We start from the raw sequence: 24961 nt of genomic DNA, 5'->3' as shown, positions 1-24961 counted from the left end.
GCTCTCAATATGTTTGTGGGACAGGTCAGACAATGGTCGGTTCAGGAGGCGTCGGATTTAATGCATCCGACGCCTCCATTTAAGCCGGAGAAATAGTAACACAAGGTCAACTATTCTCATCCCTGTCATCCGCAGACAACCTGTCATTCGCACACAAATAGAAGGAAGTTACTTGTCTGCTGGACTAATAGGACTGATAAGACTAGTAAGACTAACGCAACCAGGGATCGCTGGTTTCAATCTCCGATATCCGCTTTGATTCGGGATCAATCACGTCGCGCCAGACGCCATCGTCATTCATGACCGACCAGGTATTCTCATCCTTGCGCAATCCCATGCGCCAGAACATCCAGGGGATGCCACGACGCCTCGCAGTCTCCGCTACATGGCGGTATTCATTCGTCATCGCCTCCATCCCCACCTTGCGCTCTTTACCAAACTCTTCCACGAACAACAGTTTGCCCCACTGTCGCACTGACGGCAGAGCGTCGTTCAACCACTGATCCAGGTCGCCGCCGTAATAGTGCAAGGTATAGATATCCGCCGCCGGAATGTCGCCCAGTGTTTTAATATCGTCGGCGCTGCCTTTGTTGTAGTACTTATCGTAGCCAGCGATCCCCAGGGCGACATAGGTGTCCGGGTCTTCCGCTTTCAGGTGGGCGGCCATCTGGGTCAGGAAGTTGCGGTGGATATTGTATTTCTGATCGTTCGACAGGTTCTCATCCGCCAGAGAGACGCCGGATTCATTGGCGATTTCCCAGGCCAGCACCACATCGTTAATGTCCTTCCATTTCTTATTGCCGAGATAAGGGTTTTGATGGTTAAGGAAGTGGGAGAAGCGTTTTTTATAGGCGTCTATCGCATCCTGCTGATACATCCCGACAGGGCCGAAAGCATTGTAATAGACTGAGTTGGAGTCCTGAGCATAAGCGAAGTTGATCAACGCCAGCACCATCTTTATGCCCATCTCCTGGCACTCTTGCATCAGCTTATCCATTTTCTCCAGCTGATCGTCGTGGTATACGCCCAATGGTTCCTCATAGGTCCAGCCCTTGGGTTGGATCTCCCATGGCGCATCGCCCCTGCGCGTGACAAAAACGCGTAAGACTTTCAATCCACTGTCCTTCATCGCCTGCAATTGTTTGCGACGATCCGCCTCGGACATATGCGCAAGCTGATACTGGTTGGCGCCGGCCCACAGGCGGGATACGTCAGGGTCTGGCCCCGGGCCGTCCCCCAGCGTGAATTGCAGGGCGTTCAGGTTGAAGCCGGATTGCAGCATGGTGACTCTCAGCGTGTGCGCGCCTGGGCTTAACTCAATGCCGGCGTCCACCCAGGTCCAATTCTGCCAGCCGCCAGTCACAGGCGCCGTCACTTCCACCGCCCTGGCGCCGTCAATGCTCACCGCGAAGCGGCCTTCGACGCTTTCCGCCGCAACCAGTGAGGACATGGTGTAAACGCCGCCTTCGCTGACGTTAACGCTGTATTCCAACCATTCCCCGGGCTCGATCCAGCCGATGTTATAGCCATTGCTCGTGCTGGGCTCGATATCCACAGCATCCTGGCGCAAAGCTCCGCCTTCGTTGGTGGGAGTGGTGTCCTGGAAAGCGCCGTAATCATAGTGCTCCGCCTCCAGTACACCCGGTATCGGAATGGGCGCGCCATTATAAGGACCTTCGCCGCCGCCATGATCTCCACCATCGCCATCCTCACCTCCGCTGTCGCCGTCGCCGTTATCGCCACCGTCGCTATCATCATCACAATCAGCGGGCCCGACTCGTTCCCATAGAGATCCCACCTCCGGCGTCCAGCCAGCGCCGGGATAGGCGGTGTGCGTCACCAGTGCGCGATAGATATCGCCTTGATACAGCACTTCCTGCGCGACTTGATATTGGGCTCCTTCAGCCCAGTTGGCGGGGCAGTCGGCGGCGAAAACGCTCTGCGCGCCAGCGGCGCCGATGCCCACGAGCAGCAGCTGAGCGGATAAAAGGGCGAGTCGAAATTTCTTCTTTGGCATGAATCCAGTCCTTTTTGGTCGTCGTTATTAGGGCGCACTCCCGAGTCTAGAGTGGGAATACGTCCCAAACGCCCCCCAAATGGCGTAGGAGTCCATGTTTTGAAGCGCAGGCCTTCGCGCCTATGTGTACGACCTCGCCAACGCTTATCAATCGAATGGAATAACGCAGGAAACGAACAGGAACTTTCCGGGCGGACAGCACTCCTCATTTCATGGTCTGCAGTATCTTGGGCCAAGCTGACAGGGAGCTTATTGCCCCGTACGTTTGAGAGTTTTAAAGACAAAAATCAATAAACCCAAACCGCCCGACACAACACACATCCAGAGCGTCCACAGCCCCAAAACCATGAACAAATCGATATCACATTCGACTTCCCCGGGGTTGCGACATGGGTTGACCACTATAGGTACTTGGACCAGCAATTTTGGGAGACAATATCAATCCACCGTTTTGGGCTAAATTAACGAAACCATGAGGATAAGATATAAGTGGCTGGACCTACTGTAGGCATATTAATTAGGGAAAAGATATCGGCGACAGGCAAACAAAGTTTGCATGTCTTCGTAACGTCGATTTCGAATGCTATCAATGGCGAAAACTTCTGGGTCGATAGCAGACCGCTAGGCTACGCGATCGGCCCTGAGTACGCAGAAGAGATTGCAGAATACTCTAGGGCGCACTCAGTAATTGGGTGGGAGCCAAAAGATATAATTGGGCTGTATGCGATGTGTAATGACGCCCAAGACCATATTCTGTTGGGGAAAGTCGCACTCAGTATAGCAAGGTTATTTAATGGCTGGATCGCCTTTCACAATCCACTTAGCCTCTATACCAATGATCCCGATATAGTAATGGACAAAGGGATTATCGACATCCAAGGTGAATCACTCATTTCCCCAGATCTATTTGAACGTTGGTTACAACACCCAGATTTCTGTATGGTCAAATAGCCCCAACACAAACAGGCGCATGTTTAAAAGGAGTCGACCTTGTACGAAGTCAGAGTATTGGAACCCAGGGATGCAAAGGCCTACCGAGCAATCAGATTAGAGGCGTTAAAGACTTTCCCTGAGCACTTTGGTTCGGGTTATGAGCAGCAAGTGAAACTGGAAAAACTCTATTTCGAGATGCGCATTGAAGAGCGCTCCGACAAAGCCATGATGGTTGGGGCGTTTCTAAATAGCGAGCTGGTGGGCATCTGCGGCGTGACGTTTCAAACTCAAGTCGCGCCTGACGCTGGGGAGATTATTCAAATGTACGTGAAGCCGGCGAATCAGAACGCCGGCGTTGGCGGAAAAATGCTGGCGGCTATCAATAACCTTTGTCGCGCAATGCCCGTAAAAACGCTGCTGCTTGAAGTATATAAATCCAATCAAAATGCGATCCGGGTGTATGAAGCCTGCGGTTATCGAGTGAACGCCGCATTGGGTGAAAATCCTGGATCGCAATATATGACAATGGCGCTGTCCGAATAGGCGGCAGGCAGATCGAAACCAAGTACAACCACCATTGATTGAGTCATCAGGGAGAGTTAGAAACCTCTCCCCTCGCCTTTTAAATACGCCCTACGCTCCCAACCAGGCGGGGCGACCATAAAACGCCCTGGCCAGGTTGCCGCTGTTAAGAATCTGTTCTTCAACCGTCACTCTTTCCACTCGGGTAACTGGCTGCGTATTGGTTCCGCAAAAGCTCATTGCGATGTGTCGGCCAAAAGCGTCTCTTTGTCCGGTGAGCAGGACGGCGTGTCCCAGTTGGAACTGTCCGTTGTAGAGAGGTTGATTGCGGTAGGAAAAAACGACGACATCGCCTCGGTTCAGTGACGCGGGAAATGGCGCCGGCCAGGGATAAAACGTCTCGTTGTGAAACATATTGCGCATTATCTGTACGCCCCAGTTGCGTCCATTGATCACCCTGGCGGTATGCGCACGGTTATAACGATCAGAGAAAAATTGTCTCGGCGCCTGGGCTGCGGCGGCGGCCAGAAACAGCATTTCAAAACAGCATATTTCTATTTGATTGGGTCCCATTGTCAGCGGGTTGGGAACATTATGATCCAGCCCTCTCGCCCAGCGTTCCATGGAGCTGGTATAACGCCAGCGACGCCCCATGACCTGAGGCGGCATAACTAACGGAGACCATGTAATCCGTCTGTTTTGTTGATGCCACTGCTCAGCAATATTAATCGCGTTTTGCACATGTATTAATGCCATAAGTAAATCCCTGATCCCTGCTGAATTCTGTGTCCAGATTCTTTTATTAATCTCAGCTCAACTTCAACGCGCCAGCTTTCCACGTCATTCACTGACGCTGCATTTTTCGTTTAAGTTAGCGCCCACCTGAAACAAAACCCTTTATCGTTTTTATTGGAAATTTACCTTCACGCAGGGTGAATGGCGGCACGATGCGCTCCCTGTTTCCCGGTTTAGTCAGACCATCCTAGATACAAGACAGAAGCCCTTGTTCAATTATCAACGCCAGTTCAGTTCGCGCCATTAAGCAAGTATTATTGCCTTACAGTACCAAACACTACCTATCGAGCCTATCGCCAAGCGCCATGTTTTTCCCTTTATTTTCATGATAATTAGCGTATTTTATCGCTAATTGTTTGCAAGCTGGCTTTTAGACCAAATAGCCTCGAACAAAAGATAAATTGCTTTCACTCGTCTAATTACTAGAATTATTGCTTTTCTTGCACACCTAAGGAAAGCGAAATGCAAAACAACAACCTCCCTGCTCAGCATCAACTTTTGCCGCTGGAAAACCCGCTCCCTGCCTGGAACTCTCAAACTCCCAAGGCCGGTAAAAAACTGATGATCACCAGGGAAGCAAATGTCTTTATGCGCAGCCTGAATCTGTATGAGAAAACCCAGGTATACAAAGAGGCCCTCAAACTAACCAGCGACGGCGGCTATGGCTGGAACAGCAGAGGTTTTCAAAAAGCGCCCATGTTTATGCGTCATAAGATCTGCTCAGGCGGAGTCAGTTTTATGTACAGCGTGAATCCCGAGATGATTGTTATTAATCGGATGAAACTGGAGCGGGAAATTACACAGGTTGAAACACCGGCGAACATGCAGCAGATGGGGTTGTTTGAGGTTAGGCGGGAGTCTGATATTCGGTGGCGAGAAGAAATAACTGAAAGGGAAATTCCCAGACTTGAGTTGGCCTGGGGAAAACCAAAACCCGTCCCTAAGATAAGAACAGAACATGTTGCAATCAATGGTATGTCGAATGATTTGAAAAAAGCCTCCTGGCTGATGGGCGTCCACACGGATACCGCCTACTGGGACGACTACGCCAAAGCCTACACGCTCTTCTACAACCCGACTCGTGGAAAAATCGACTTCTTCGAATGCATCGCAGATAAGATATCCACTACCGAGTTAGCGAAATTTATAGCGGTTATGTTGATCGAAAATCAGCAAAAAGGCTTGCACCGCAAATGGACGGCGCATAGTCAGGGCGGAATTATCCTGACGCGGGCCGTAGAGCTGGTGAATCAAAGAGGCGTGCGCCTGGAAGGACAAAGAGTCTCGATTCATGCAGGAGGAAATGAGAAGACTCGCGCAGAGAAAGCCTTCAGGCAGGCAGGTATAACCATTGATGAAATCAAGCGGGATCACCCAAACGACCTCGTGCCAAACCTGGCTGGTTTCAACGACCTATCCCCCGGCTCTTTCTTGCGCAGCATGAACAGCATGTTTCTGGTATTCCGCGATAAGCGTCCTGTGCAAGCCAGCCCCCATACGTTACCCTTCCTCAGCGCCGAATGCGCCATCAGACATTTGCAAATGAACGGCTATCAAAGAAAAGCGGAAAGGCTGGCGAAACATACAATGAGAGAGTTAGGCCTATTATGATCAATCAACTACTCAGGTCGATCTTAACAGGCAAAGGGCCGGATTTTTCAAAACTGACCGCGAAGGAATGCCGGATTGGCGACTATCTCTTGGTCTTCAGGTTGCCGGGCAATGTTCAGAGGTTAGCCAAACACAAAGACCCTGACCTGACACAGGTTATTCTCACTCCGAACGTTTTCATGGCGAGCGTAGAGAAAGAGTTCAATCGGGAGTATGTACATGCCTGTTTCGAATGGTGGGCGTACAGAGGCCTATTCATACAAGGCCATTCAGGTAAGCTCGGTGACATGAGCCTCACGATTGACGTTAACCGTTCAGAACCTCAGTCCCCGCTAGTTGAGGGAGACCTCGATAGCCTGGAGACATACCTGAAAAAGGATTTATGGGACTACTACGAAACCGAGAAAAATAAAGACGGAAAACCCGGAGCCAACTGGGAGGCGCGGTACGCATTTGAACACCCAGAGGAAATGAGCGCCCAAGGATACATTCCACTCGGGAAACTCGTGTTAGTCACCCATCTGCCGGAAGTCTACTACAGACAAGAAATCAACGGCATCGACTGGCTGCACTACGGCATTCGCGGCGAAGGCGTCGGCCGAGGTCTGAACTACTACTGGGCTTATCCATTGGGCGCTGGTTACTACCTAACATTCAATTTTCATTTGACCTCCGAAGTGGGCGACAAAGAGCTGAGATACCAACGCATGTACGAAGACGCCAAGCGCATTATGTCGATGGTCGCGCTTCGAAAAGTCTGATAGTTAAGAAATTATTGGGCTTACTATGATCAAGCAGCTGTTGAAGCGACTTTTAACGGGCAAAGGGCCTGCTTTTTCAAGGCTTACTGCAAAGGAATGCAGCATCGGAGACTATCGGCTGAAGTATCAACTGCCAGGGAACGCCATTGATATTGGCATACCTAAGAAGCCCAATCCTTCGCACTTGAATCTAAATAGTGATCTGTTTGCGACGTATGAGTGCGACAAAGAATTCAACCGCACCTTTGTGCAAATGGGTTTTGAGTGGTGGGCCTATCGCGGGTTTTTCCTACAAGGCAGTTTTGGCCAACTAGGAAGAATGTCTTTGCATGTGGATGTTAATCGCGCAGAGCCTCATACACCCTTATCAGAGGGCGACCTCGATAGTTTAGAGTCCTATCTGAAACAAGAGTATTGGACATACTACGAAACGGAAGAAACAGGCGGCGGCATAAACCTGAGAGCCAGACAGCACTACGAAAATAACAAGGTTTTGATTGGCGATACGCCTGTCTCCGGCTTTCTGGTGAAACTACCTGATCCCTACACCAAAGAGCGCATCAATGGCGCCGACTGGCTCTCCTACCACATCAACTCGGAAGGCATGGCCGGACACCACCACACCTACTACTGGGCCTATCCCCTAAACAAGGATTTCTACCTCACCGTCAGTTTCTGGATGCAGCTCGAAATAGGAAATCACGCAAAGCGGTCGGAACGCCTGCTCGACGACGCCAGACGCATCATGTCCATGATGGAACTTTACAAGAGCTCATAATGATCGACCAATTACTCAAATCTGCCTTAACAGGCAAAGGGCCGAATTTTGCTGAGCTGACGACCAAGGAATGCGGTATTGGAGACTATAGGTTGCGCTATAAGTTGCCGGGGAATGTTATTGATACAGGAAGAGCCAAAAAAGCCAGACCTCGACAAGTCAATTTGCAGCCAGGCTTATTCAACTCCTATGAAAACGAGCAAAAGTTTAATCGCACTTTTGTGCGAATGGATTTTGAGTGGTGGGCGTATAGAGGTGTATTCCTTCAAGGTCATCTTGGCAAACTCGGCGACTTGAGTATGGACATTGATGTCAATCGCGCCATGCCCCACTCGCCAATCAAAGAAGGCGACCTCGATAGTTTAGAGTCCTATCTGAAACAAGAGTATTGGACATACTACGAAACAGAAGAAACTGGCGACGGCATTAACCTGAGAGCCAGACAGCACTACGAAAACAACAAGGTTTTGATGGGCGATACGCCTGTCTCAGGCTTTCTGGTGAAACTACCTGATCCCTACACCAAAGAACGCATCCATGGCGCAGACTGGCTCTCCTACCACATCAACTCGGAAGGCATGGCCGGACACCACCATACCTACTACTGGGCCTATCCCCTAAACAAGGATTTCTACCTCACCATCAGTTTCTGGATGCAGCTCGAAATAGGAAACCGATCAATGCGGTCCGAACGAATGCGCGATGACGCCAGACGCATCATGTCCATGATGGAACTTCGTAAGGGCTGACTATGATCGACCAATTACTCAGGCCTGCCCTAACGGGCAAAGGGCCAGATTTTTCTGAGCTTACCGCCAAGGAATGCAAGATTGGCGATTATCACTTGAGGTTCAAGTTACCGGGCAATGTTCAGAGGTTAGCCAAACATAAAGACCCTGACCTTACACAAGTTCTTCTCACTCCGGATGTTTTCAAGGCGAACTTAGAGAAAGAGTTCAATCGGGAGTATGTACATGCCTGTTTCGAATGGTGGGCGTACAGAGGCCTGTTCATACAAGGCCATTCCGGTAAGCTCGGTGACATGAGCCTCACGATTGACGTAAACCGCGCAGAGTCCCACACCCCAATTGCCGAGAGAGACCTCGATAGCCTGGAGACATACCTGAAAAAGGATTTATGGGACTACTACGAAACTGAGAAAAATAAAGACGGAGAACCCGGAGCCAACTGGGAGGCGCGGTACGCATTTGAGCACCCAGAGGAAATGAGCGCCCAAGGTTACATTCCACTCGGGAAACTCGTGTTAGTCACCCATCTGCCGGAAGTCTACTACAGACAAGAAATCAACGGCATCGACTGGCTGCACTACGGCATTCGCGGCGAAGGCGTCGGCCGAGGTCTGAACTACTACTGGGCTTATCCATTGGGCGCTGGTTACTACCTAACATTCAATTTTCATTTGACCTCCGAAGTGGGCGACAAAGAGCTGAGATACCAACGCATGTACGAAGACGCCAAGCGCATTATGTCGATGGTCGCACTTCGAAAAGCCTGATAGTTAAGAAATTATTGAGCTTACTATGATCGAATATCAATTTAGTAACATTTACCAAGACCTGACCTTAAGTTAAGGAAAAGGATATCTCTTCAAATGTTTTTATATATCACACAGATATTTCTGAATCATACTGACACTTTCTCAATGAACCTGATTGTTATAACTAATTAGCCCGAGGCTACTACCCATTTACAAAACCCGCCTTGAAAAGCTTATATACGGGTTCTACTTTTAAAGAAATGAGGAGCACTCGTAAGAATAGCAAAATTAGGATAGGCAATGTAGGGATAAAACCCAATATAAAACAAGCCATTAAGGAAATAAGATGGCAATAAACTACCAACATATCAAGCGCATACTACAGCTGTCGAAAGCTGGTAGATGGTTAGTCAGAGACAGTGATGATGACTTTTTCCCTGATCCTCTAAACTTTTCCGATGTCGCAGGTCATCTTGAACAATATCTAGCCCAGCGAGAGCACCGACTACTCCAAATTGATGCTCTGACTTCCCTTAGAGACTTTGTCCCCAAAGCTAGCGGGATGGTCAGAGAAGCAATTTGGCTCCACCCAGTTCATCGGCTGCTCTATTTAGCAGCTTTACACTATTTCTTACCCAAGCTAGACCATCACTTACCACCAGAGGTATATTCATACCGCTTAGACGCAGATGATCCTGACTGCTACCCATTTGGGAATAGAATTGATCGTTGGAAGCAATTCCACAACGACTTTAGAAGAGCTTGCCTTGATGAACAAACGGGAGCTGTATTAATAACAGACATCGCTAGCTTTTATGATCATATTCGCATAGAAGATCTTGCTGTACGTATCAGAGCGTTACTCGGTGCAGGCATGAGCGAAGATGATCGGATTATGGTCGATTTTTTAGAAGCGCTAATAAGGCAGTGGAGTACCGATGGCTACGGCATACCTCAAAATCTTGACGCTAGTAGTTTTTTTGGATCGTTATTCCTTTCTGGCGTAGATCACGAAATAATACAAAAAAGATACAGATACTTCCGTTGGGTAGATGACATTCGAATTTGTGCAAAAAATAAAAAGCAGGCCATAAGAGCTTTACATGATTTACAGGAGGCCCTTTCCCACCATCGAATGTTCCTTGCCAGTGATAAAACAAAAATATATCTAAAGGAAAGCGAGGAGTTCAAAGAGTTAGTTGATGTCGAGGATGACGCATATATTTCTTCAGTCGAAGATATAATAGCACGAGGCGACCGCGAAGAAATAAACAGTGCGATCCCAGAAGTTCTTCATCGCCTAAAACAACATGCATCCCCATCTGGCGATGACCGGAAATTTCGGGCATATGCAAATCGCACGTTGCAAATAGCTGACTATCAAGAGTTTCAAGACCAAGTACTTTCACAGCTAGTTCCATTTGTCGTTACACGAATGGAGTCTCACCCAAATCGAAGTGATTATTGGACAAAAATACTTCAATCAAGTCCATCAGGCGATTGGCTTGATATGGCCAGCCGTTTACTTAAAGACGACCCTTCCGTGTATAATTGGCAGCGGTTTTACTTATGGAAGTTATTAATAGCAAGACCTTCTATTCCTGAGGATTTACATAATTTTGCATATAGTACAGTAACATCTGCCATCTCAGAACTTGAAGGAGCTCAAGCAATAGTTTGCTACGGTAAGCATGCAAACAATCAACAGAGAGAAATGCTTTTCGTACAGCACTTTAGCGTACAACGCTCCTACCCAATTCAACGCGCCATACTCATAGCAATACAAGAGCTTGAAACAGGGTTAAGAAATAGACTATACCAAAGAGCCCAAGAAACCTGCCCTGACCACACCCAGCTCATCAATTACCTTAAAGAGCTTGAAAAACCGAGATATGGAGTTAGCCCAAGAGCAACACGAAGGCTCCCAGAGCAACCCCGCACAGTAGAAGCTGCAGTCAAACGAGGGATTGGTATGTCTGGGGGAGAAGTAATTCAATATAGACTGTCGAGAGGAGATTATGATTACGAGTAATACTTTTCACATAGTTATATAATTTCAAACTATCCCCAGCTCTTTAAATTGCTCCGGGGCAGTCGGATATGGCCAACATGCGCCACCCAATGCGACAGCCTCCAATTCCAGTTCATTATCACTAATTACAGAGCACATAAATGAGCCTCCATGAGGAAAGTCAGGGTGTCTAAAATTATATTCCCACATGCGTATGTCGGGCGCCCTGGCAAGCGGCGGCTTCAATTTTATCGTTGAGTAAAAGCCAACTCCTGTTTCTTGCCAATTAAAGCTTTTTGCCTCATGTATGCGCACTCTGATTGCTTGGCTTAGATCATCTTCGCCTCGGAAAATGAGCTTAAGCGCCAGAATTTCCTGCTGCCTCAACATGTCCCCCCTCTCTCACTCATCGGGCTAGCACATCCCCGCTCCACTTTTGAGACTTCAACTTCGAAAAGCAGGCATTTTTCACCTGTGGAAAAGAACGTAAAGCGCTCACTCGCTGTTGATTTAAGCTTAGCGGAAAACCAATCCGACAACGTGCTTCTGTCAGGAAGGTCATCGTTTGCATAGCTCCAAGCTAATAAACAACATCAGATAAGGCGAAGGCTGATAAAAATGACACAGCAGAAGCCACCGCCCCCAGCAGTCATCTTTGCGATGATCACCACGCCCCATCCTAGTGCACTGATTCCCATACAAAAAACCACTACGCACCAAAATCGCCCCGCACTTTTCTTCAACTTTGCGGGCTGGGTCACGGCAGGGAGAATCTGTTGTGATTGAGGGTTGTAGGTGAAACTTATCACGATTAGTTTAAGCGGCTAATGGGTCACTCCATTGCAATGGATTACCGGTTTAAGGTTTCGTTGTACCAATAAACTACTCCTTAATGCAGATGATGGCGTCACATCTATCGGGTGGAGCAGTGTATTTTCCTATTACCGCGCTTCGAGGAAGTGTTTGGAAAAGTATCAGGGAGTGACGCCACACCGCCGACACAGAGAGCCTGTCGATCCAGTATTTATCAGGAATACGCGACAACGGTTCTCCCTGCATAGCCAGACGCCTTCACAGTCAACACGCCGACGATTCAAAGAAAAATAAACTCGATGACTTCGCACTGACGCCAGCGATGGCGCCGTCGAGGGGTCTTACACCGCCAAACAACTGATTTGGAAAATAGATGAGGTGCTTTTTATGAAGCTATCTATGATCATGGTTTTGTTAGTATTAGCTGGGCAATTGTCCGGCTGTGGAGGGAACAACGACAATAAATCGGAAGGGACTCAAGCGAGCGGCGATAGTAGCGGCGATGTGGCGCCCGACGATAATTCTTCATCCAATGATGACGCCCCGCTGGAACCGACATCGCTGCGTTCGGTTGAGTTCGCCCAGTCTCACGTTATTCCTCCAAGTGGTCTGAGCTGGAACCTTAAAGAATCCGGCGAGCTGCAATTGGTCGAAAAAAGAGACACGCTGGTATTGGCCACCTTCGACGAGGCCGTGCAGGCTGCGGAAGTGCGCGTTTATGATAAAAACCATCAGTTACTTTCTTCCCTGAACCTGTCAAAGCCGAGTGATCTCCCTCCCACTGAAGGCGACGATCTGCCCTACTCGGATGACGCCTGGTCGGCGGTGATTCCGTCTGATGACATGTCTAAAGGCGTGAATATCCGCGTCGTCGCGCAAGGTAAGAGCGCATCGGAAACCGTCACGCCCGCCATGCATCCTGAATTGGATCTCACTATTCAATCACTGCCCTTTCTGATCTACGGCGTCAATGAAAGCAATATCCCGTTTAAAATCGACGATCTGAAAGTGATGTTCGCAGACCCCGACACCGCCGGACAGGGCTTTGCGGGAATGCCCTTTTCAAAGACCCATATCGTTAACCATCCATTGGGAGTGTTTGAATCGGACTATCTGATTGCGCCACCTTCAGGCTCGGCTCCGGCGAAGAAAGTGGAATCCGCGGCGGACCCGGACTATTCCAGGCCGATTCTGGATATGGTCTGGCACATCGAATACGCCCTGGGCGATATGGCGCTGAACAAAATCACCTTCGCCCCATCCATGCTCATCGACCACTCAAAAACGGGTCCGATTAAAACCCGTGGATTGGGCGGCGTGGCTTACACCGGCTCCGGGGCGTCTATGGGCTACCCCTCTCTCGGACTGCTTTGGCACGAAGGCGGACACGCCATCGGTCTTCCACACTCGTTGAGCGGCAGCAAAGACGTGAATGGCCCCTACTATCCCTATGCAGAGGGCAGTTTAAGCGGTTCAGTCTGGGGGTATGATCAATACAAGGGCTATTTCCGCTCTCCCCTTACCGCGCCTACTTCCCGCTACTTCGTCTGCAGTGGAGAACGAGGCGGTGGCGTTTTCCAGAAAAACGCGGAAGGACGCTGCTATCGATTCGACCCGATGCACTCTGCGGACGAGCAAAAAGACCCCGATGCCGACTTCCCGTTATTCTCGGATTTTAATGCAGGAAAAATGCAGCGCTGGGTGCGTAACCGCGCCAGGATGAATTCCACCAACAATGGCTTTCAGGTGCTTGACGATAACGGCGACTGGGCGGACTTTGTTCCAGAAACCAAACACTACGCGGGATGGCATATCAAGGAACACTTCCCCGTGTCGTTTGATGAAACCACTGACTTCATCATGGTCACGTACAGCCTCGCAGGGACCGACGCTGCGTCGCAGTTCTATAACCCGATCCGGTACAAAGGAAACGCCATTGAGTATGTCGACGCGATCGATCAGGACGACCTCAACAGCATTAACGCCGATATCTCAAGCGGAGCCAGAGCCAAATACTCCGATTACTGCCGACGCCAGGGGTGTGACTTCACCCTCAAGGTCACCTACGAAGACGGCTCGACCTCATACCGAGTGTTAAAAGGAAGCGCCCGCAAGGATTGGCAACCTTCTGTGTGGAAGGACGACTATCTGAATGAAAACAGTAAAGACAGCTATCTGTTTTGGGCGGTAGCGCTGGTGGCGCCCGAGGGCGCGCCGAAGGTGAAAAAGCTTGAGCTGCTCGACACGCCCATGCTGTGGAATTTGAGCCCCACCGCTGTTATGGCGGCGAAAGCGCTGGTCGTCAAACAGCTGTAGCATCTAGACAGATACAGCTTGCCCCCAATGCTTGAGCGTTCAGCTTTAGAAAACCGGAGCGACTTATGCGCCGAGGCTTTATTAGCAAGAGCGGAATCAAGCTTGGGGGAAAGTTTCACGTTATTTAAGTCGCCGTTTGCGAAGGTCTTCAGTTGGAGGCTTTAGCCTCCAACTCAAACGCTTCATCATATTTCACCACGCCGACTGGCGTCTCTCCCCCAAACCCCAGCGCCATAAAATACTCCGGCGGTACGCCGGGTAACTCCAGACCAGGATGAGGTTTAAAGCCGAAACGGCCGTAGTAATCGGGTTCACCGAGGAGCACACAGCCAGCGGCGTTGTTATGCGCTTGCAGGCAGCTCAATGCTTCCCTGATAAGGGCGGAGCCAATGCCCTGGCCTTGTCGATCCGGGTGTACGGAAACCGGGCCGAGGCCGTACCAGTTTTGAATATTAGCGGCATCGGCTTGCCCAGAACTGTGATGGCCCTGGATAGCCACCGGGGAAATAGCGATGTGACCGATCAGCTCGCCCTGCGCTTCCGCCACCAGTGAAATGGTCAACTTGCCACGCTGCCTGAGCGCGTTGACGATATGGTGCTCCGTATGACTGGTATGAGGCGCGTTCAGGAACGCTTGTTCGGTGACGCGGGTGATCGCGTCTAAGTCGCCGGGTTGTTCATTGCGAATATGGAAATTCATGTGTTGTCTCGTTGTTGCTTGCCAAACAAGGCTAGCCCTGGCGAGCTGTCGCCAGCCGCCAGGGAATGAAGTTTTACTGGTTATCCAATTGCGGACGTACGGCTTTTAGCCCGGCCATATTAATTTGATAAGGCTTTCCGCTTTTTGAATGGATAAGGCGTTTGTTTTTGAGTTTAGTGAAAACCGGCAACGTGCAGTCGGCAAGCACATAGCCCTCGCGGGTGTAGCATTCAACGAATGTCACCTTACCTGAGGTATTACGTGTGAATATGATGCGGCCGCCTTTGGCGAGGACGTGCAACGTCCGTTGTTCCGGCTTGGAAATGTTCATGTGGAACCTGTAGCAGTAATCAAATATGCGACACGGCAAGCATGCGTTCATGCTCGCCACGAAAATGCGCGTATCGATAACCGAAACTCCTGAGGAAACAGGGGTTGGGTTATCGGATTACTGCTATCTCCAACATATACACCTCTTGAAAGGCTGATAGGCAATTCCATCCCGCTGTTTTTTTAGCTGGGATGAAATAAAAAATTCTGATTGAAAACAGACGCTTTGCGTCAGGCGGGAGAAGTTAGCCTATTTTTCCTGCAGACGTCAAGCCGCCGGAGGCGCTTTCCGGCGGCGACTGGGGTGCGAAAGAAGGGCTGCGTTATAACTTGAAGCGCGACACCAGACCGTTCAGCCCTTCGTTGGCGCTGGACAGTTGATTCATGGACGCCTCGGAATCCTGCGCCAGCTTGGTCAGCTCGCTGATGATCATGGAGATTTCCGACATGTTCTCGCTGATCTTGTCGCTGACCTGGCTCTGCTCCTCGGCGGCGGTGGCGATATGGGTGTTGAGGTCGTTGATCTCATCAAAAGAGCTGAGCACTTTATCTAGCCCCTGGGTGAGTTCTTCGTTGTCCTTCACCACCACTTCACTGCTGTCCTTCATGCCGGACATGGCGTTCACCACGACGGACACGCCGCTCTCCAGACGATTCAACATGCCGTCGATTTCTTCCGTGCTGTTCTGGGTGCGGGCGGCCAGCGCGCGCACCTCGTCCGCCACCACGGCGAAGCCCCGGCCCTGGTCCCCTGCTCTGGCGGCTTCGATGGCCGCGTTGAGGGCCAACAGGTTGGTCTGTTCGGCGATGCCGCGAATCACATTGATGACATTGCTGATCAACTGCGCTTCCTGACGCATGGTGTTGACGTTCTCCACCGCCTCCGACACCCGACGACTGAGATCCACCACGCTCACCCGCGCCCGGGAAACCGTCTCTTTGGATTTCTGCGCAGAGCGGCTGGCTTCTTCTGTGAACGTAGAGGTTTCCGTGGCGTTCTTGGCGACGGATTCCGCGGTAGCGGCCATCTCTGTGACGGCGGTGACCACCTGCTCAGTTTCTCCCGCATGCTTGTTCATCATGCGATAGTTTTCTCTGCTCTGCTTCTCCACCTCCGACACAATGCCGGAGATCTGTTTACTGGAAACCGACAACTCACCGATCATGGCCGCCAGATACTTAATGAATTTATTCACCGACTCCGCGACATTGCCCACTTCGTCGTGGCTGCTGATTTGAATACGCTTGGTCAGATCCGCTTCGCCGGTGCTGAGAATATCGATATTAGCGCGCAGCACGCCCAGACGTTTGCTCAACTGCGTGAAGGCCAGGAAGCCGAAGAAAACGATCGCCAGCGCAATGGGAATCTGGATCGCCGCCAAGGTGGACATTACCGAGTCCGTCGCCGCGCTCAGCAAAGACGTTTTAATACTGACCGCCAGCAACCAGGGCGTGCCGGGGACATCGCGAACGAAAAAGGAATAGTCCTCGCCGTCTTTGGCGTTTTCATACTCGCTGGAGTAGGTTTCTTGATTGGACGCGGAGCCCAGATAATCTTTAACCTCCGCCAGAAAAGGAGACTGTGACGCCAGCTCGCTGACGTTCTTCAGAATCGCATCGCCCTGCAGTCCGCTGCTGTTGTTGAGAATCTTGCCGTCGCGTTCAAAGATCAGCAGTTGGCCGTTCAGCTCCTTTTCCTTCTCCGCCGCCAGGCCATTAAAGAACCCCAGGGTCACATCGATAGTGGAAACGCCATAAGCTTCGCCGTTCATGCGAATGCCCATGGAGCAATTGGTGCGCGCCTCCGGGCTGGCGGAATCCCGATAGGCCGGCGCCCAGGCGCACTGCCCGGCCGGGGCGTTCAAACCGTCTTTGTACCAGCTCTGCTCGTAATAATTCTGCGACTCCGCGGAATTCCAGTAGGTGTTGGTGACCAGCTTGCCGCTGCCGTCGCGATGAATAAAGGTGCTGTTCTTGACGACATTGCTGTCCCGCTTGCGCGGCAGAGGCCAGACGCCGCCGCCGAACACCTGCTTCTTGCCGTATTGATCGATCATTGCGCCCAGTTGCTTGTCGATCTGATCGCTCTCCAGCAAAGGCACAGTCTGGGTGATCACCCGCTGTTGCGCCTGCACCTCGGCCAGCTCCGACAGAATCTCGTGCACCAGCGCATGCAGCACGCTGTTGATGTTTCTCTGTTCTCCCTGAACCAGGGTGGGCGCTACCCACTGCTGTATTCCTAACGCCGTAAATACGCCGACGATGGCCAGAAACACGATTAAAAACAAGGTGTATCTGTAACGTATGGACATGACGTCTCCCCGAATATGCGCCTCGGTTACTGGATATTTTGGGTCGATTCAGGATGCGAAAGCCGCATCGCGACTAACTATAAGATATAGCACTAAATTCCAGATTTTCCCCTTTACGTCGCCGGTTGCGGCCGTGAATGCCAAGGCTGATCGGTGATAAACGCGAAGGCGCGGCCGCCAGATTCAGAACGCCGCTGTCATCAAAGGTTATTCTCAGTCTGTTATGTCTGCAGGGATTCGCAACCTGCGCCAACGGCTTGCGACTCGGGCCATCAGGGCGTTGCCGTATTGGCTTCGCTAACTATATTTATCAAGCCACCATGTAGTTTTATCAAGTCATCATGCAGTTTTATTAAGCCGTCATGTATTTCTATCATTCCGTCACGATTTTTTGAGAGGGGTCATTGTGAGCAAACCCATTGGTCGTCCCAGTTTACGCACTCTGGAAACCCCGGATGGCGGCCGCCACGCCTCCTGGCTGGAGCTGTTTTACGATTTGGTGATCGTGGTGTCCATCGCCCAGATCGCCCATGTGTACATTCATCACCCTTCCATCGCCGCCGCGCTGGCCGCCGCCGGATTGTTCTGCGTGATCTTCCTGGGCTGGCAGGGCTTCAGCTTTTACGCGGACCGCTTCGACAACAACGACCCCGCCTTTCGCATCGCCGCCTTCGGGCAAATGCTGGCGATGCTGGTGCTGGCGGCGCAAGCGCCTCATGTGGCGGAAGGTCACCACAGCATTTTCGCCCTGGCGTTCGCTGCGCTCAGGAGCATTCTGGTGATGCTGTATGCGTTGGTGTGGCGTTTCGTCCCCGTCGCCAAACCCCTCGCTGCTCGCTATGGCGGCGTATACGCGTTCAGCGTGTGTCTCTGGATCATTTCCGCCTTCGTTCCCCTGCCCGTCGCTCTGGGGCTCTGGGCGGCGGCCGTGCTGCTCGACCTCGCCCAGCCCTGGCTCACCACGCATTTACACGAACATATTCCCACCGACCCGGAGCATGTGCCGGAGCGTCTGGGGCTGTTCACCATTATTGTACTGGGCGAGCTAATCGTCTCCGTGACATTGGGAGCGCTGGAAGTCGAGTGGAGCGGCTCACTGGTGATGACCCTGGTGTGCTGTTTCATCGCCGCCGTATCGTTGTGGTGGCTCTATTTCGAACAAATCGACGGGAAACACTTGCCGCGCAAAGCCCTGCCTATCGTCGCCTATGCCTACTCTCACCTGCCCATTCTAGGAGCGCTGACTTTTGTCGCCGCCGGCGTGGGAGTCATGGTGGGAGAACAGGGAGAGCATGGCGTCACAGGCGGTCTGTGGGCGTATTGCGGCGGCCTCGCGGTATTTCTCGCCGCGATCTCCATCGCGCAAGCGCAATTACAAGGCGCAGTCAATCGTCCGGTGCGCGTCGCCCGCAGTCTGCTCGCCGTCGCCTTGTTGTCACTGCCGATGCTGCACCCAAACCGGGAATTGGCGGCGCTCTCCACCGCCTTGGGACTGATGGCGCTGGTGGTCTTCGAAGGCGTCATTTGCGGCCGTCTCAATGCGCGTCAGCTGCAAACACAACAAAAAGAGGCCGACTGACGCCGGCCTCCATATGATTGAGATACGCGTTGGCGCTCTCTTAATCTACCTTTAATCCATCACGATCAGGGACATGTCATCCATGCGCACCCGTTCGCCGTTGGTGTAGCCCATCAACTGGCCGATCACGCGAATGCGATACCAGCCGGTTTGCGAGGCATAGAAGGTCCCATGGGTTTCATTGCTGCTCCAGGTCCCCAGAATGTTATCGCCGTGGCCGGTGCAGAATGCATTGTCGCTGTTGGATGGCGCAATGATGGAGACGGTTCCGTTGGGATAAGTCACCTCCAGATTGATATCGAACCAGGTGAAATTGTCAGCAGACTGCACGGCGCATTCCGCGTTGAAGAACACCGCCCGGGTATCCACGTTGCTGGCGTAGACATAGGCGATGGTGCCGCCGCTGGACGTGATTGGCAGCGCGTGCGCCGCGCCGTCTGAATAGATTACCGGATTGAGGTAATACACGCTGGATTCCACATCCGCGAAGCTGAAAGCGGAGGCTGCGCCTAGCAGCGCGCCAGCGGTCAAGGAGATGAGTCTTTGTTTGGTTTTCATTGTAATGCCCTCTTGTTTGCTCGTATTGAGGCGCGCACCGCCCACTCGTCGTCTAAACCGCAACTGCGACGACGAGGGAATGTGTGCTCTGTGAATTCCGGATAAATGCGCTGGAAATTTGAGGTCAGTTAACGGTTAAGGCGTCTGCGCCTGTTGCTCGTTGTCGGTCAAAGCCGCCACGCTGCGGGTTGAATTAAGGGAGGCGAGGATGGCGGTCGCCTGCTCTTTGACGAAAGGATCGCTGTCGCTTTGCATCGCCAGTGCCAGATCCCGCCTGAGGGAGACGTCAATCTCTTCCTGCCCCATCAATTGGTTGAAGGCGATGGCGCGCACCAGTGGCGATGGGTCCTGCCGCGCCAGCCGGCTAAGTTGCTCGAACGGCGCCGCTTCGCCCCGCTCCGCATAGGCGCTCAGCGCCATCGCTCGGGTATCCGCATCGCTGGATTGCAGGCCCTGATCAAATAGCTCGCTCACCTGTTCAGACGTTGCGCTCAACAGGCTGGTCCGATACTGAGTCACCGGATTGTCATCCACTGCCTCTGCTGGCGCGGACGCATAGAGACTGGCGTTGAGAAACAACAGAGACTCCGTCAGCTCAATCTGCTCTTTCGGATACAGACTGATCGCCGCCAGAGATTCGCCGTGGTAAAGATCCGCATGGTTATAGGTTTGAGAGAGGCGCTTCATAGCGTCGGGAATGGGTGCGTTGACCACCAACAAGGACAGCTTGTTATCCCGCAGACGGTCATCCAGATAAAAACGCACCCCGGTCAGCGATTCCAATTTGTTAGTCAGTAACGATAAGGGATAAGCGTTTACATTGACTGACACCAATCCGTTGGCGGCGACGTCGATAGTCCCATCCGCAGGTTTGGTTGCGCTCTCTTGCGTCGGGATTTCTTCCGGGACATAGACGGACGTGTCGCGCTCAGAAGCAGTCGCTTTGACAGACGCCGCGGAGGCGACTTCAACGCCCCGTTTAACAGGCTCCGCGCGCTCCCCCAATAAATTAATGGCGGCGACGCTGATCGCCGCGCCTAAAACGATGGCGATGGAAAAATGAATAGTTTTCATAGCTGCCTCCTGCATTTATGATCCATGGGCTCCGCGATGAACTGGCGGCGCAGCCTGCTGGAAACCTTGCTGCAACGACGCTGGTTTGAGTCGTTGCCTGTCATCAGGATGGGTTCAGTTTACGAAGGGGTGGATCAGGGGGCAGTTAACTTTTTGGACGCAAAAATGTGACATTGTCACGAAAGCGCAGAAACAATATTCATAAAACGAATTAGCACATAATTTTTAATTATTTTATTGCATATAAGAAGACACCTAGAATTGTCCGATCTTTATCACAGGCCATGGGAGGCTTTTATGAAACTCAATCGCTTACGTCGCACTCTTGTACTTGGCGGCCTGGGTCTGGCCCTTGCCTCCGCGTTAGTCACCCCCAGCTTTGCCGCAGAAGACCTGCTGCAAAGCATCCAAAAACGGGGCTCCATCCAGGTTGGCCTGGAAGGCACCTACCCTCCGTTTAACTATCAGGATGAAAATGGCCAGCTCACCGGCTTCGAAGTGGAGTTCGCCAAAGCGCTGGCGGATCAGCTGGGCGTGAAGGCGGAGTATCAGACCACCAAGTGGGACGGCCTGCTCGCGGCGCTGGAATCCGAACGTCTGGACGTGGTGATCAACCAAGTGACCATTTCCGATGCGCGCAAACAGAAATATGACTTCTCCGCGCCTTACACGGTGTCCGGCATTCAGGCGCTGACCCGCAAGGATCTGGAAAGCGAGATCAACGGCCCTTCCGATCTGGCGGGCATGAAAGTGGGCGTGGGTCTGGGCACCAACTATGAAACCTGGTTGCGTGAAAACGCGCCGCAAGCGGAAGTGAAAACCTACGACGACGATCCCACCAAATACCAGGATCTGCGTTTCGGCCGCATCGACGCCATTCTGATCGACCGCTTCGCCGCGTTCGAACTGCTGAATAAAACCGGCGACGCGCTCACCCTGGCTGGCTCGCCTTTCTCCCGTCAGGAAGCTGGCGTCACCCTGCGTAAAGGCAACCCGGAACTGCTGGCGGCTATTGATAAGGCCATCGCCAAAATGCGCGAAGACGGCACGCTGCAAAAACTGTCGGAGAAATGGTTCAAGGCTGACGTAACGCAATGATCGAAAGCAGTCTCAAGCTGATTGCGGACTCCGCCCCATTCCTGCTGAAAGGCGCCGGATACACCGTCGGGCTCAGTCTCGGCGGTATGTTTTTCGGCCTGATACTGGGCTTCACGCTGGCGATGATGCGGCTGTCCAGTTTCCGCGCCCTGGACTGGACCGCCCGGGTCTATATCTCTTTCTTTCGCGGCACGCCGTTGCTGGTGCAACTGTTCATGATTTACTACGGGCTGCCGCAATTAGGCGTCCGTCTGGAGCCGTTAACCGCCGCGCTGATCGGTTTCTCTCTCAATATGGCCGCCTATGCCGCGGAAATCCTGCGCGCCGCCATCGCCTCCATCGACCGGGGACAATGGGAAGCCGCCGCCAGTATCGGCATGACCCGCACGCAGACTTTGTACCGCACCATTTTGCCGCAAGCCGCGCGCACCGCCTTACCCCCGCTGGGCAACAGCTTCATCTCGCTGGTGAAAGACACCGCCCTGGCGGCGACCATTCAGGTGCCCGAGCTGTTCCGTCAGGCGCAACTGATTACCGCCCGCACCTTCGAAATTTTCACCATGTATTTGGCCGCGGCGCTGATTTACTGGGTGCTCGCCAGCCTTCTCGCGCATTTACAGAATCGCCTGGAAGCCCGGGTCAACCTGCATGAAAAGGACGCCTGATTGATATGATCACCCTGCGCAATCTGACCAAGCAATTCAAAGGACAAGCCGTACTGAAAGGCATTGACCTGGAGATTCAGCCCGGTGAAGTGGTCGCTATCATCGGCCCCAGCGGCTCAGGTAAAACCACGCTGCTGCGCTGTATGAACCTGCTGGAGGAGCCCAGCGGCGGCCATATCCGCGTCGGGGATTTCGACATCGACGCCAACCGTCCTCTGGGACCGCAGCAAGGTCTGATCCGTAAGCTGCGGCAGCATGTCGGCTTCGTCTTCCAGAACTTCAATCTGTTTCCTCATCGCACGGCGCTGGAGAACGTAATGGAAGGCCCGGTGGTGGTGAAAAAGGAACCCCGCGAGCAGGCCGACGCCAAAGGCCGCAGTCTGTTGGCTCGCGTCGGTCTGACCGGGAAAGAGGATTCCTATCCTAAACGCCTTTCCGGCGGACAGCAGCAACGAGTCGCCATCGCCCGCGCCCTGGCCATGGAGCCGGATGTGATTCTGTTCGACGAGCCCACTTCGGCCCTCGATCCCGAACTGGTGGGCGAAGTGCTGGCGACGATTCGCAGTCTGGCGGAAGAAAAGCGCACCATGGTGATCGTCACTCACGAGATGAGTTTCGCCCGGGATGTGGCCAATCGCGCCATATTCATCGACGGCGGCGTCATCGTCGAGCAAGGCGACGCCAAAACGCTGTTCAGCAATCCCAAGGAAGCGCGCACCCGCCAGTTCCTGAATAAATTCCTCGGCGACAACACCGCTCAGCCCCTGCCGGAAGACGCGTGAGCGTGCTTCCGGTGCGGTTGCGCCTGCAATAGCCAGCGAAACAACGCGAACTGCGACGGCAGGTAAAACAGATATTCCGGGTGCCACTGCACGCCGATAATCTTGCGTCCGCTGACGCATTCCACCGCCTGCACGATAAAGTCCAGATCGCGCCCCACCACTTTCAGGCCCGCACCGGGCACCTTGATCGCCTGATGATGCAAACTGTTGACCCGCAGTTTTCTGGCGCCGCAGATGGCGGATACCCGTGAGTCCTTTTCCAGCTGCACCTGTTTGGTGGGCAGCAATCCCGGCCGGTTGTAGGTGAGCTTGCGCATATGACGAATGTCCTGATGCAGCGCCCCGCCCAGCACGCAGTTAATCAGTTGCGCTCCGCGACAAATGCCCAGCAGCGGAATGTTGTGCTCCAGGGCTTTGTGAATCCAGGCGATTTCCAGAGCGTCCCGGTCTGGATCTATTTTGACCTTCTCATTGATATCGCCGTTGTAGTGTTCCGGACTGATATCGTCGCCGCCGCCAATAATCAGGGCGTCCAGGGGAATGCCGCTGGGCGCATGGCGCACGCTGATGCGCTCCGGATGCGCCCCCGCCATGCGCAGCGCCAACTGCGCACACCACCACGACGGCGACCATTTACGGCCGCTGCCGGTTACGCCAACCCGGAGTCTTGTATCCATTGTTCCATGGTCTCTATCCAGTCATGGCGACTAACGCCCAACAGCGGACGCCACGCATCCAGATAAGCAGCGCTAAGTCGCTCAATATCATCAGGACGACACGCCAGCTCCTCCACTACCCACCAACTGTTCCAGGGAACCGCCAGGCTCCAGTCAGGACGGTCGATCAGTGAGTTCGGCAGGCGATAGTGAAAGGTCGGACGCGCCTGAATGCGCGCGTCGTCCACGGCGCGCCGCACCCGCTCGCCGTCGATTTCCGTCAGTAGGGGCAGCATATCCAGCGCGCGGTTACGGGTAGGATTATAGGCGAGATAGTCAATAAACAGCCGATCCAGGTTCGGAGCCGGGTCCGACAGGAGTTGTCGCACATAGGATTCGGGGTAAAGATCGATGTAAGGGCTGATGCGCCGGGTCACGTCCACTTGCAGACGCTCCACCAGCCACCACTGCAACAGACTGAACGCTTTCAGATAGGCGGCGATGGCGGCGGAATCCAGAGAGGGAATTTCCGGGTTGATGTGCACGCCATAGGCGGCGATGGGAGAATCTTCCGTGCCTTGGGCGCCGGCGTCCCTCAGGGCGACGACCATAGGGTCCAGCGCGGTGAGGCTGGTGATCGGCAACGGCGGGCACACGACTTCCATCGGAACCAGCAGCTTCGCCGCCTGCCCCAGCAACTGCACCCACTCGTCTTCCTCTTCTCCCTGCTGGCGGGCCGCCTGGCGTTTGAAGTAGTCCCAATCCACCTCCACACTGAAACGGCCCAACGACTCCACATGCAGCTTTTTCTCCGCCGCCGAACCGGAGATCACCTGCGCGCCCAAAGCGCTCTGCAGCGCCGCCACGGTCTGATCCAGGGTCAGTCCGGTGAACTCCAGCTCAAACCCGACCAGCCGCACCTCGCCGTCGCCCCGGCGGACGATGGATGGGGTTTTGAAGCTGTTATCGCCGGCATTCATGCAGTGACCTCCGATATTGCGCCCTGGCGCTGCGGATTCATGATTGGATTGTAGCATCCGACGCCGTCCGCTGGCTGCGGCATCCGCCTCACGCGCCTTCATTGATTGGTTTGATACGTACGCAAAGCGGCGTCCGATGTCTCCAAAGGCCAGAAAACGCGCTGTCTCGGGT

Annotated in this window: 24 protein-coding genes; 14 read left to right on the top strand and 10 right to left on the bottom strand. The window is 52.9% G+C overall.

Annotated elements, in window-relative coordinates; translation table 11 throughout:
• Positions 1–211: 211 nt before the first annotated feature.
• On the bottom strand, positions 212–2017 hold the full coding sequence (locus tag ACQYWX_RS13955) for a carbohydrate-binding protein (RefSeq protein WP_431689218.1): 1806 nt from the start codon (positions 2015–2017) through the stop codon (positions 212–214).
• Positions 2018–2506: 489 nt separating this feature from the next.
• Here ACQYWX_RS13955 and ACQYWX_RS13950 point away from each other — a divergent pair, with 489 nt between their 5' ends.
• Both ACQYWX_RS13950 and ACQYWX_RS13945 read left to right on the top strand, forming a co-directional pair.
• On the top strand, positions 2507–2968 hold the full coding sequence (locus ACQYWX_RS13950; RefSeq protein WP_431689217.1) for a DUF6368 family protein: 462 nt from the start codon (positions 2507–2509) through the stop codon (positions 2966–2968).
• Between the two features lie 39 nt (positions 2969–3007).
• Positions 3008–3493, top strand: coding sequence for a GNAT family N-acetyltransferase (locus ACQYWX_RS13945; protein ID WP_431689216.1), 486 nt, complete (start codon positions 3008–3010; stop codon positions 3491–3493).
• Positions 3494–3583: 90 nt separating this feature from the next.
• On the opposite strand, the gene ACQYWX_RS13940 is transcribed toward ACQYWX_RS13945, so the two are convergent.
• Complete coding sequence (locus ACQYWX_RS13940; protein WP_431689215.1) at positions 3584–4228, bottom strand: hypothetical protein; 645 nt, start codon at positions 4226–4228, stop codon at positions 3584–3586.
• Between the two features lie 501 nt (positions 4229–4729).
• On the opposite strand from ACQYWX_RS13940, the gene ACQYWX_RS13935 reads away from it, so the two are divergent.
• The 6 genes from ACQYWX_RS13935 (at position 4730) to ACQYWX_RS13910 (ending at position 10947) form a co-directional block, all read left to right on the top strand.
• Positions 4730–5878 (top strand): hypothetical protein, encoded by a 1149-nt coding sequence (locus ACQYWX_RS13935; protein ID WP_431689214.1) that lies wholly within the window; start codon positions 4730–4732, stop codon positions 5876–5878.
• A complete protein-coding gene (locus tag ACQYWX_RS13930) occupies positions 5875–6639 on the top strand; it encodes a hypothetical protein (RefSeq protein ID WP_431689213.1) in 765 nt (254 codons plus the stop codon). Before ACQYWX_RS13935 ends, ACQYWX_RS13930 begins: the two co-directional genes overlap by 4 nt.
• Before the next feature lie 25 nt (positions 6640–6664).
• Positions 6665–7417 (top strand): hypothetical protein, encoded by a 753-nt coding sequence (locus ACQYWX_RS13925; protein ID WP_431689212.1) that lies wholly within the window; start codon positions 6665–6667, stop codon positions 7415–7417.
• Complete coding sequence (locus ACQYWX_RS13920) at positions 7417–8166, top strand: hypothetical protein (RefSeq protein WP_431689211.1); 750 nt, start codon at positions 7417–7419, stop codon at positions 8164–8166. Before ACQYWX_RS13925 ends, ACQYWX_RS13920 begins: the two co-directional genes overlap by 1 nt.
• A 2-nt stretch (positions 8167–8168) precedes the next feature.
• Complete coding sequence (locus tag ACQYWX_RS13915) at positions 8169–8933, top strand: hypothetical protein (protein WP_431689210.1); 765 nt, start codon at positions 8169–8171, stop codon at positions 8931–8933.
• 328 nt (positions 8934–9261) lie between these two features.
• Entirely contained in the window at positions 9262–10947 is a 1686-nt protein-coding gene (locus tag ACQYWX_RS13910; RefSeq protein WP_431689209.1) for an RNA-directed DNA polymerase, read from the top strand.
• A 24-nt stretch (positions 10948–10971) separates the two neighbouring features.
• Here the strand turns inward: ACQYWX_RS13910 and ACQYWX_RS13905 are convergent, their stop codons facing one another.
• Positions 10972–11316, bottom strand: coding sequence for a hypothetical protein (locus ACQYWX_RS13905; protein WP_431689208.1), 345 nt, complete (start codon positions 11314–11316; stop codon positions 10972–10974).
• 810 nt (positions 11317–12126) lie between these two features.
• Here ACQYWX_RS13905 and ACQYWX_RS13900 point away from each other — a divergent pair.
• A complete protein-coding gene (locus ACQYWX_RS13900) occupies positions 12127–14055 on the top strand; it encodes a M66 family metalloprotease (protein WP_431689207.1) in 1929 nt (642 codons plus the stop codon).
• 148 nt (positions 14056–14203) lie between these two features.
• Here the strand turns inward: ACQYWX_RS13900 and ACQYWX_RS13895 are convergent, their stop codons facing one another.
• From ACQYWX_RS13895 to ACQYWX_RS13885, 3 genes are all read right to left on the bottom strand, one after another.
• Entirely contained in the window at positions 14204–14755 is a 552-nt protein-coding gene (locus ACQYWX_RS13895; RefSeq protein ID WP_431689206.1) for a GNAT family N-acetyltransferase, read from the bottom strand.
• Between the two features lie 73 nt (positions 14756–14828).
• Entirely contained in the window at positions 14829–15086 is a 258-nt protein-coding gene (locus ACQYWX_RS13890; protein WP_127970261.1) for a YjhX family toxin, read from the bottom strand.
• A 322-nt stretch (positions 15087–15408) separates the two neighbouring features.
• Positions 15409–17397 (bottom strand): methyl-accepting chemotaxis protein, encoded by a 1989-nt coding sequence (locus ACQYWX_RS13885; RefSeq protein ID WP_431689205.1) that lies wholly within the window; start codon positions 17395–17397, stop codon positions 15409–15411.
• 406 nt (positions 17398–17803) lie between these two features.
• Here ACQYWX_RS13885 and ACQYWX_RS13880 point away from each other — a divergent pair, with 406 nt between their 5' ends.
• Positions 17804–18976 carry a low temperature requirement protein A gene (locus tag ACQYWX_RS13880; protein WP_431689204.1) on the top strand — a complete coding sequence of 391 codons (1173 nt, stop codon included), beginning with the start codon at positions 17804–17806 and terminating at the stop codon, positions 18974–18976.
• 51 nt (positions 18977–19027) lie between these two features.
• On the opposite strand, the gene ACQYWX_RS13875 is transcribed toward ACQYWX_RS13880, so the two are convergent.
• Complete coding sequence (locus tag ACQYWX_RS13875) at positions 19028–19534, bottom strand: hypothetical protein (protein WP_431689203.1); 507 nt, start codon at positions 19532–19534, stop codon at positions 19028–19030.
• Positions 19535–19669: 135 nt separating this feature from the next.
• Positions 19670–20608 carry a hypothetical protein gene (locus tag ACQYWX_RS13870; RefSeq protein WP_431689202.1) on the bottom strand — a complete coding sequence of 313 codons (939 nt, stop codon included), beginning with the start codon at positions 20606–20608 and terminating at the stop codon, positions 19670–19672.
• 36 nt (positions 20609–20644) lie between these two features.
• Here ACQYWX_RS13870 and ACQYWX_RS13865 point away from each other — a divergent pair, with 36 nt between their 5' ends.
• From ACQYWX_RS13865 to tcyN, 4 genes are all read left to right on the top strand, one after another.
• On the top strand, positions 20645–20779 hold the full coding sequence (locus ACQYWX_RS13865; protein ID WP_431689201.1) for a hypothetical protein: 135 nt from the start codon (positions 20645–20647) through the stop codon (positions 20777–20779).
• Between the two features lie 126 nt (positions 20780–20905).
• Entirely contained in the window at positions 20906–21706 is an 801-nt protein-coding gene (gene tcyJ, locus ACQYWX_RS13860; protein WP_431689200.1) for a cystine ABC transporter substrate-binding protein, read from the top strand.
• The gene (tcyL, locus tag ACQYWX_RS13855; RefSeq protein ID WP_216740278.1) at positions 21703–22371 is read left to right on the top strand and encodes a cystine ABC transporter permease; all 669 of its coding nucleotides are present in this window, start codon (positions 21703–21705) and stop codon (positions 22369–22371) included. The genes tcyJ and tcyL overlap by 4 nt, the downstream gene beginning before the upstream one ends.
• Before the next feature lie 5 nt (positions 22372–22376).
• A complete protein-coding gene (tcyN, locus tag ACQYWX_RS13850; RefSeq protein ID WP_431689199.1) occupies positions 22377–23153 on the top strand; it encodes an L-cystine ABC transporter ATP-binding protein TcyN in 777 nt (258 codons plus the stop codon).
• Here the strand turns inward: tcyN and ACQYWX_RS13845 are convergent.
• Positions 23129–23830: a gamma-glutamyl-gamma-aminobutyrate hydrolase family protein gene (locus tag ACQYWX_RS13845; RefSeq protein WP_431689198.1), complete on the bottom strand. Its 702-nt coding sequence runs from the start codon at positions 23828–23830 to the stop codon at positions 23129–23131. The genes tcyN and ACQYWX_RS13845 overlap by 25 nt on opposite strands.
• A complete protein-coding gene (locus ACQYWX_RS13840; RefSeq protein ID WP_431689197.1) occupies positions 23803–24846 on the bottom strand; it encodes an amidoligase family protein in 1044 nt (347 codons plus the stop codon). Before ACQYWX_RS13840 ends, ACQYWX_RS13845 begins: the two co-directional genes overlap by 28 nt.
• Positions 24847–24961: the final 115 nt, after the last annotated feature.

It is taken from the genome of Hahella sp. NBU794 (assembly GCF_050749805.1).
GTDB lineage: Bacteria > Pseudomonadota > Gammaproteobacteria > Pseudomonadales > Oleiphilaceae > Hahella.
Note: the sequence above shows the minus strand (reverse complement) of the source record. Positions and strands in the feature narration are given on the sequence as shown.

Bases quoted from the DNA above. Each gene is read 5' to 3' on its own strand.
- ACQYWX_RS13955 (WP_431689218.1), bottom strand. From the start codon at position 2,017: ATGCCAAAGAAGAAATTTCGACTCGCCCTTTTATCCGCTCAGCTGCTG.
- ACQYWX_RS13940 (WP_431689215.1), bottom strand. From the start codon at position 4,228: ATGGCATTAATACATGTGCAAAACGCGATTAATATTGCTGAGCAGTGG.
- ACQYWX_RS13935 (WP_431689214.1), top strand. From the start codon at position 4,730: ATGCAAAACAACAACCTCCCTGCTCAGCATCAACTTTTGCCGCTGGAA.
- ACQYWX_RS13930 (WP_431689213.1), top strand. From the start codon at position 5,875: ATGATCAATCAACTACTCAGGTCGATCTTAACAGGCAAAGGGCCGGAT.
- ACQYWX_RS13925 (WP_431689212.1), top strand. From the start codon at position 6,665: ATGATCAAGCAGCTGTTGAAGCGACTTTTAACGGGCAAAGGGCCTGCT.
- ACQYWX_RS13920 (WP_431689211.1), top strand. From the start codon at position 7,417: ATGATCGACCAATTACTCAAATCTGCCTTAACAGGCAAAGGGCCGAAT.
- ACQYWX_RS13915 (WP_431689210.1), top strand. From the start codon at position 8,169: ATGATCGACCAATTACTCAGGCCTGCCCTAACGGGCAAAGGGCCAGAT.
- ACQYWX_RS13910 (WP_431689209.1), top strand. From the start codon at position 9,262: ATGGCAATAAACTACCAACATATCAAGCGCATACTACAGCTGTCGAAA.
- ACQYWX_RS13905 (WP_431689208.1), bottom strand. From the start codon at position 11,316: ATGTTGAGGCAGCAGGAAATTCTGGCGCTTAAGCTCATTTTCCGAGGC.
- ACQYWX_RS13900 (WP_431689207.1), top strand. From the start codon at position 12,127: ATGAAGCTATCTATGATCATGGTTTTGTTAGTATTAGCTGGGCAATTG.
- ACQYWX_RS13895 (WP_431689206.1), bottom strand. From the start codon at position 14,755: ATGAATTTCCATATTCGCAATGAACAACCCGGCGACTTAGACGCGATC.
- ACQYWX_RS13890 (WP_127970261.1), bottom strand. From the start codon at position 15,086: ATGAACATTTCCAAGCCGGAACAACGGACGTTGCACGTCCTCGCCAAA.
- ACQYWX_RS13885 (WP_431689205.1), bottom strand. From the start codon at position 17,397: ATGTCCATACGTTACAGATACACCTTGTTTTTAATCGTGTTTCTGGCC.
- ACQYWX_RS13875 (WP_431689203.1), bottom strand. From the start codon at position 19,534: ATGAAAACCAAACAAAGACTCATCTCCTTGACCGCTGGCGCGCTGCTA.
- ACQYWX_RS13870 (WP_431689202.1), bottom strand. From the start codon at position 20,608: ATGAAAACTATTCATTTTTCCATCGCCATCGTTTTAGGCGCGGCGATC.
- ACQYWX_RS13865 (WP_431689201.1), top strand. From the start codon at position 20,645: ATGAACTGGCGGCGCAGCCTGCTGGAAACCTTGCTGCAACGACGCTGG.
- tcyJ (WP_431689200.1), top strand. From the start codon at position 20,906: ATGAAACTCAATCGCTTACGTCGCACTCTTGTACTTGGCGGCCTGGGT.
- tcyL (WP_216740278.1), top strand. From the start codon at position 21,703: ATGATCGAAAGCAGTCTCAAGCTGATTGCGGACTCCGCCCCATTCCTG.
- tcyN (WP_431689199.1), top strand. From the start codon at position 22,377: ATGATCACCCTGCGCAATCTGACCAAGCAATTCAAAGGACAAGCCGTA.
- ACQYWX_RS13845 (WP_431689198.1), bottom strand. From the start codon at position 23,830: ATGGATACAAGACTCCGGGTTGGCGTAACCGGCAGCGGCCGTAAATGG.
- ACQYWX_RS13840 (WP_431689197.1), bottom strand. From the start codon at position 24,846: ATGCTACAATCCAATCATGAATCCGCAGCGCCAGGGCGCAATATCGGA.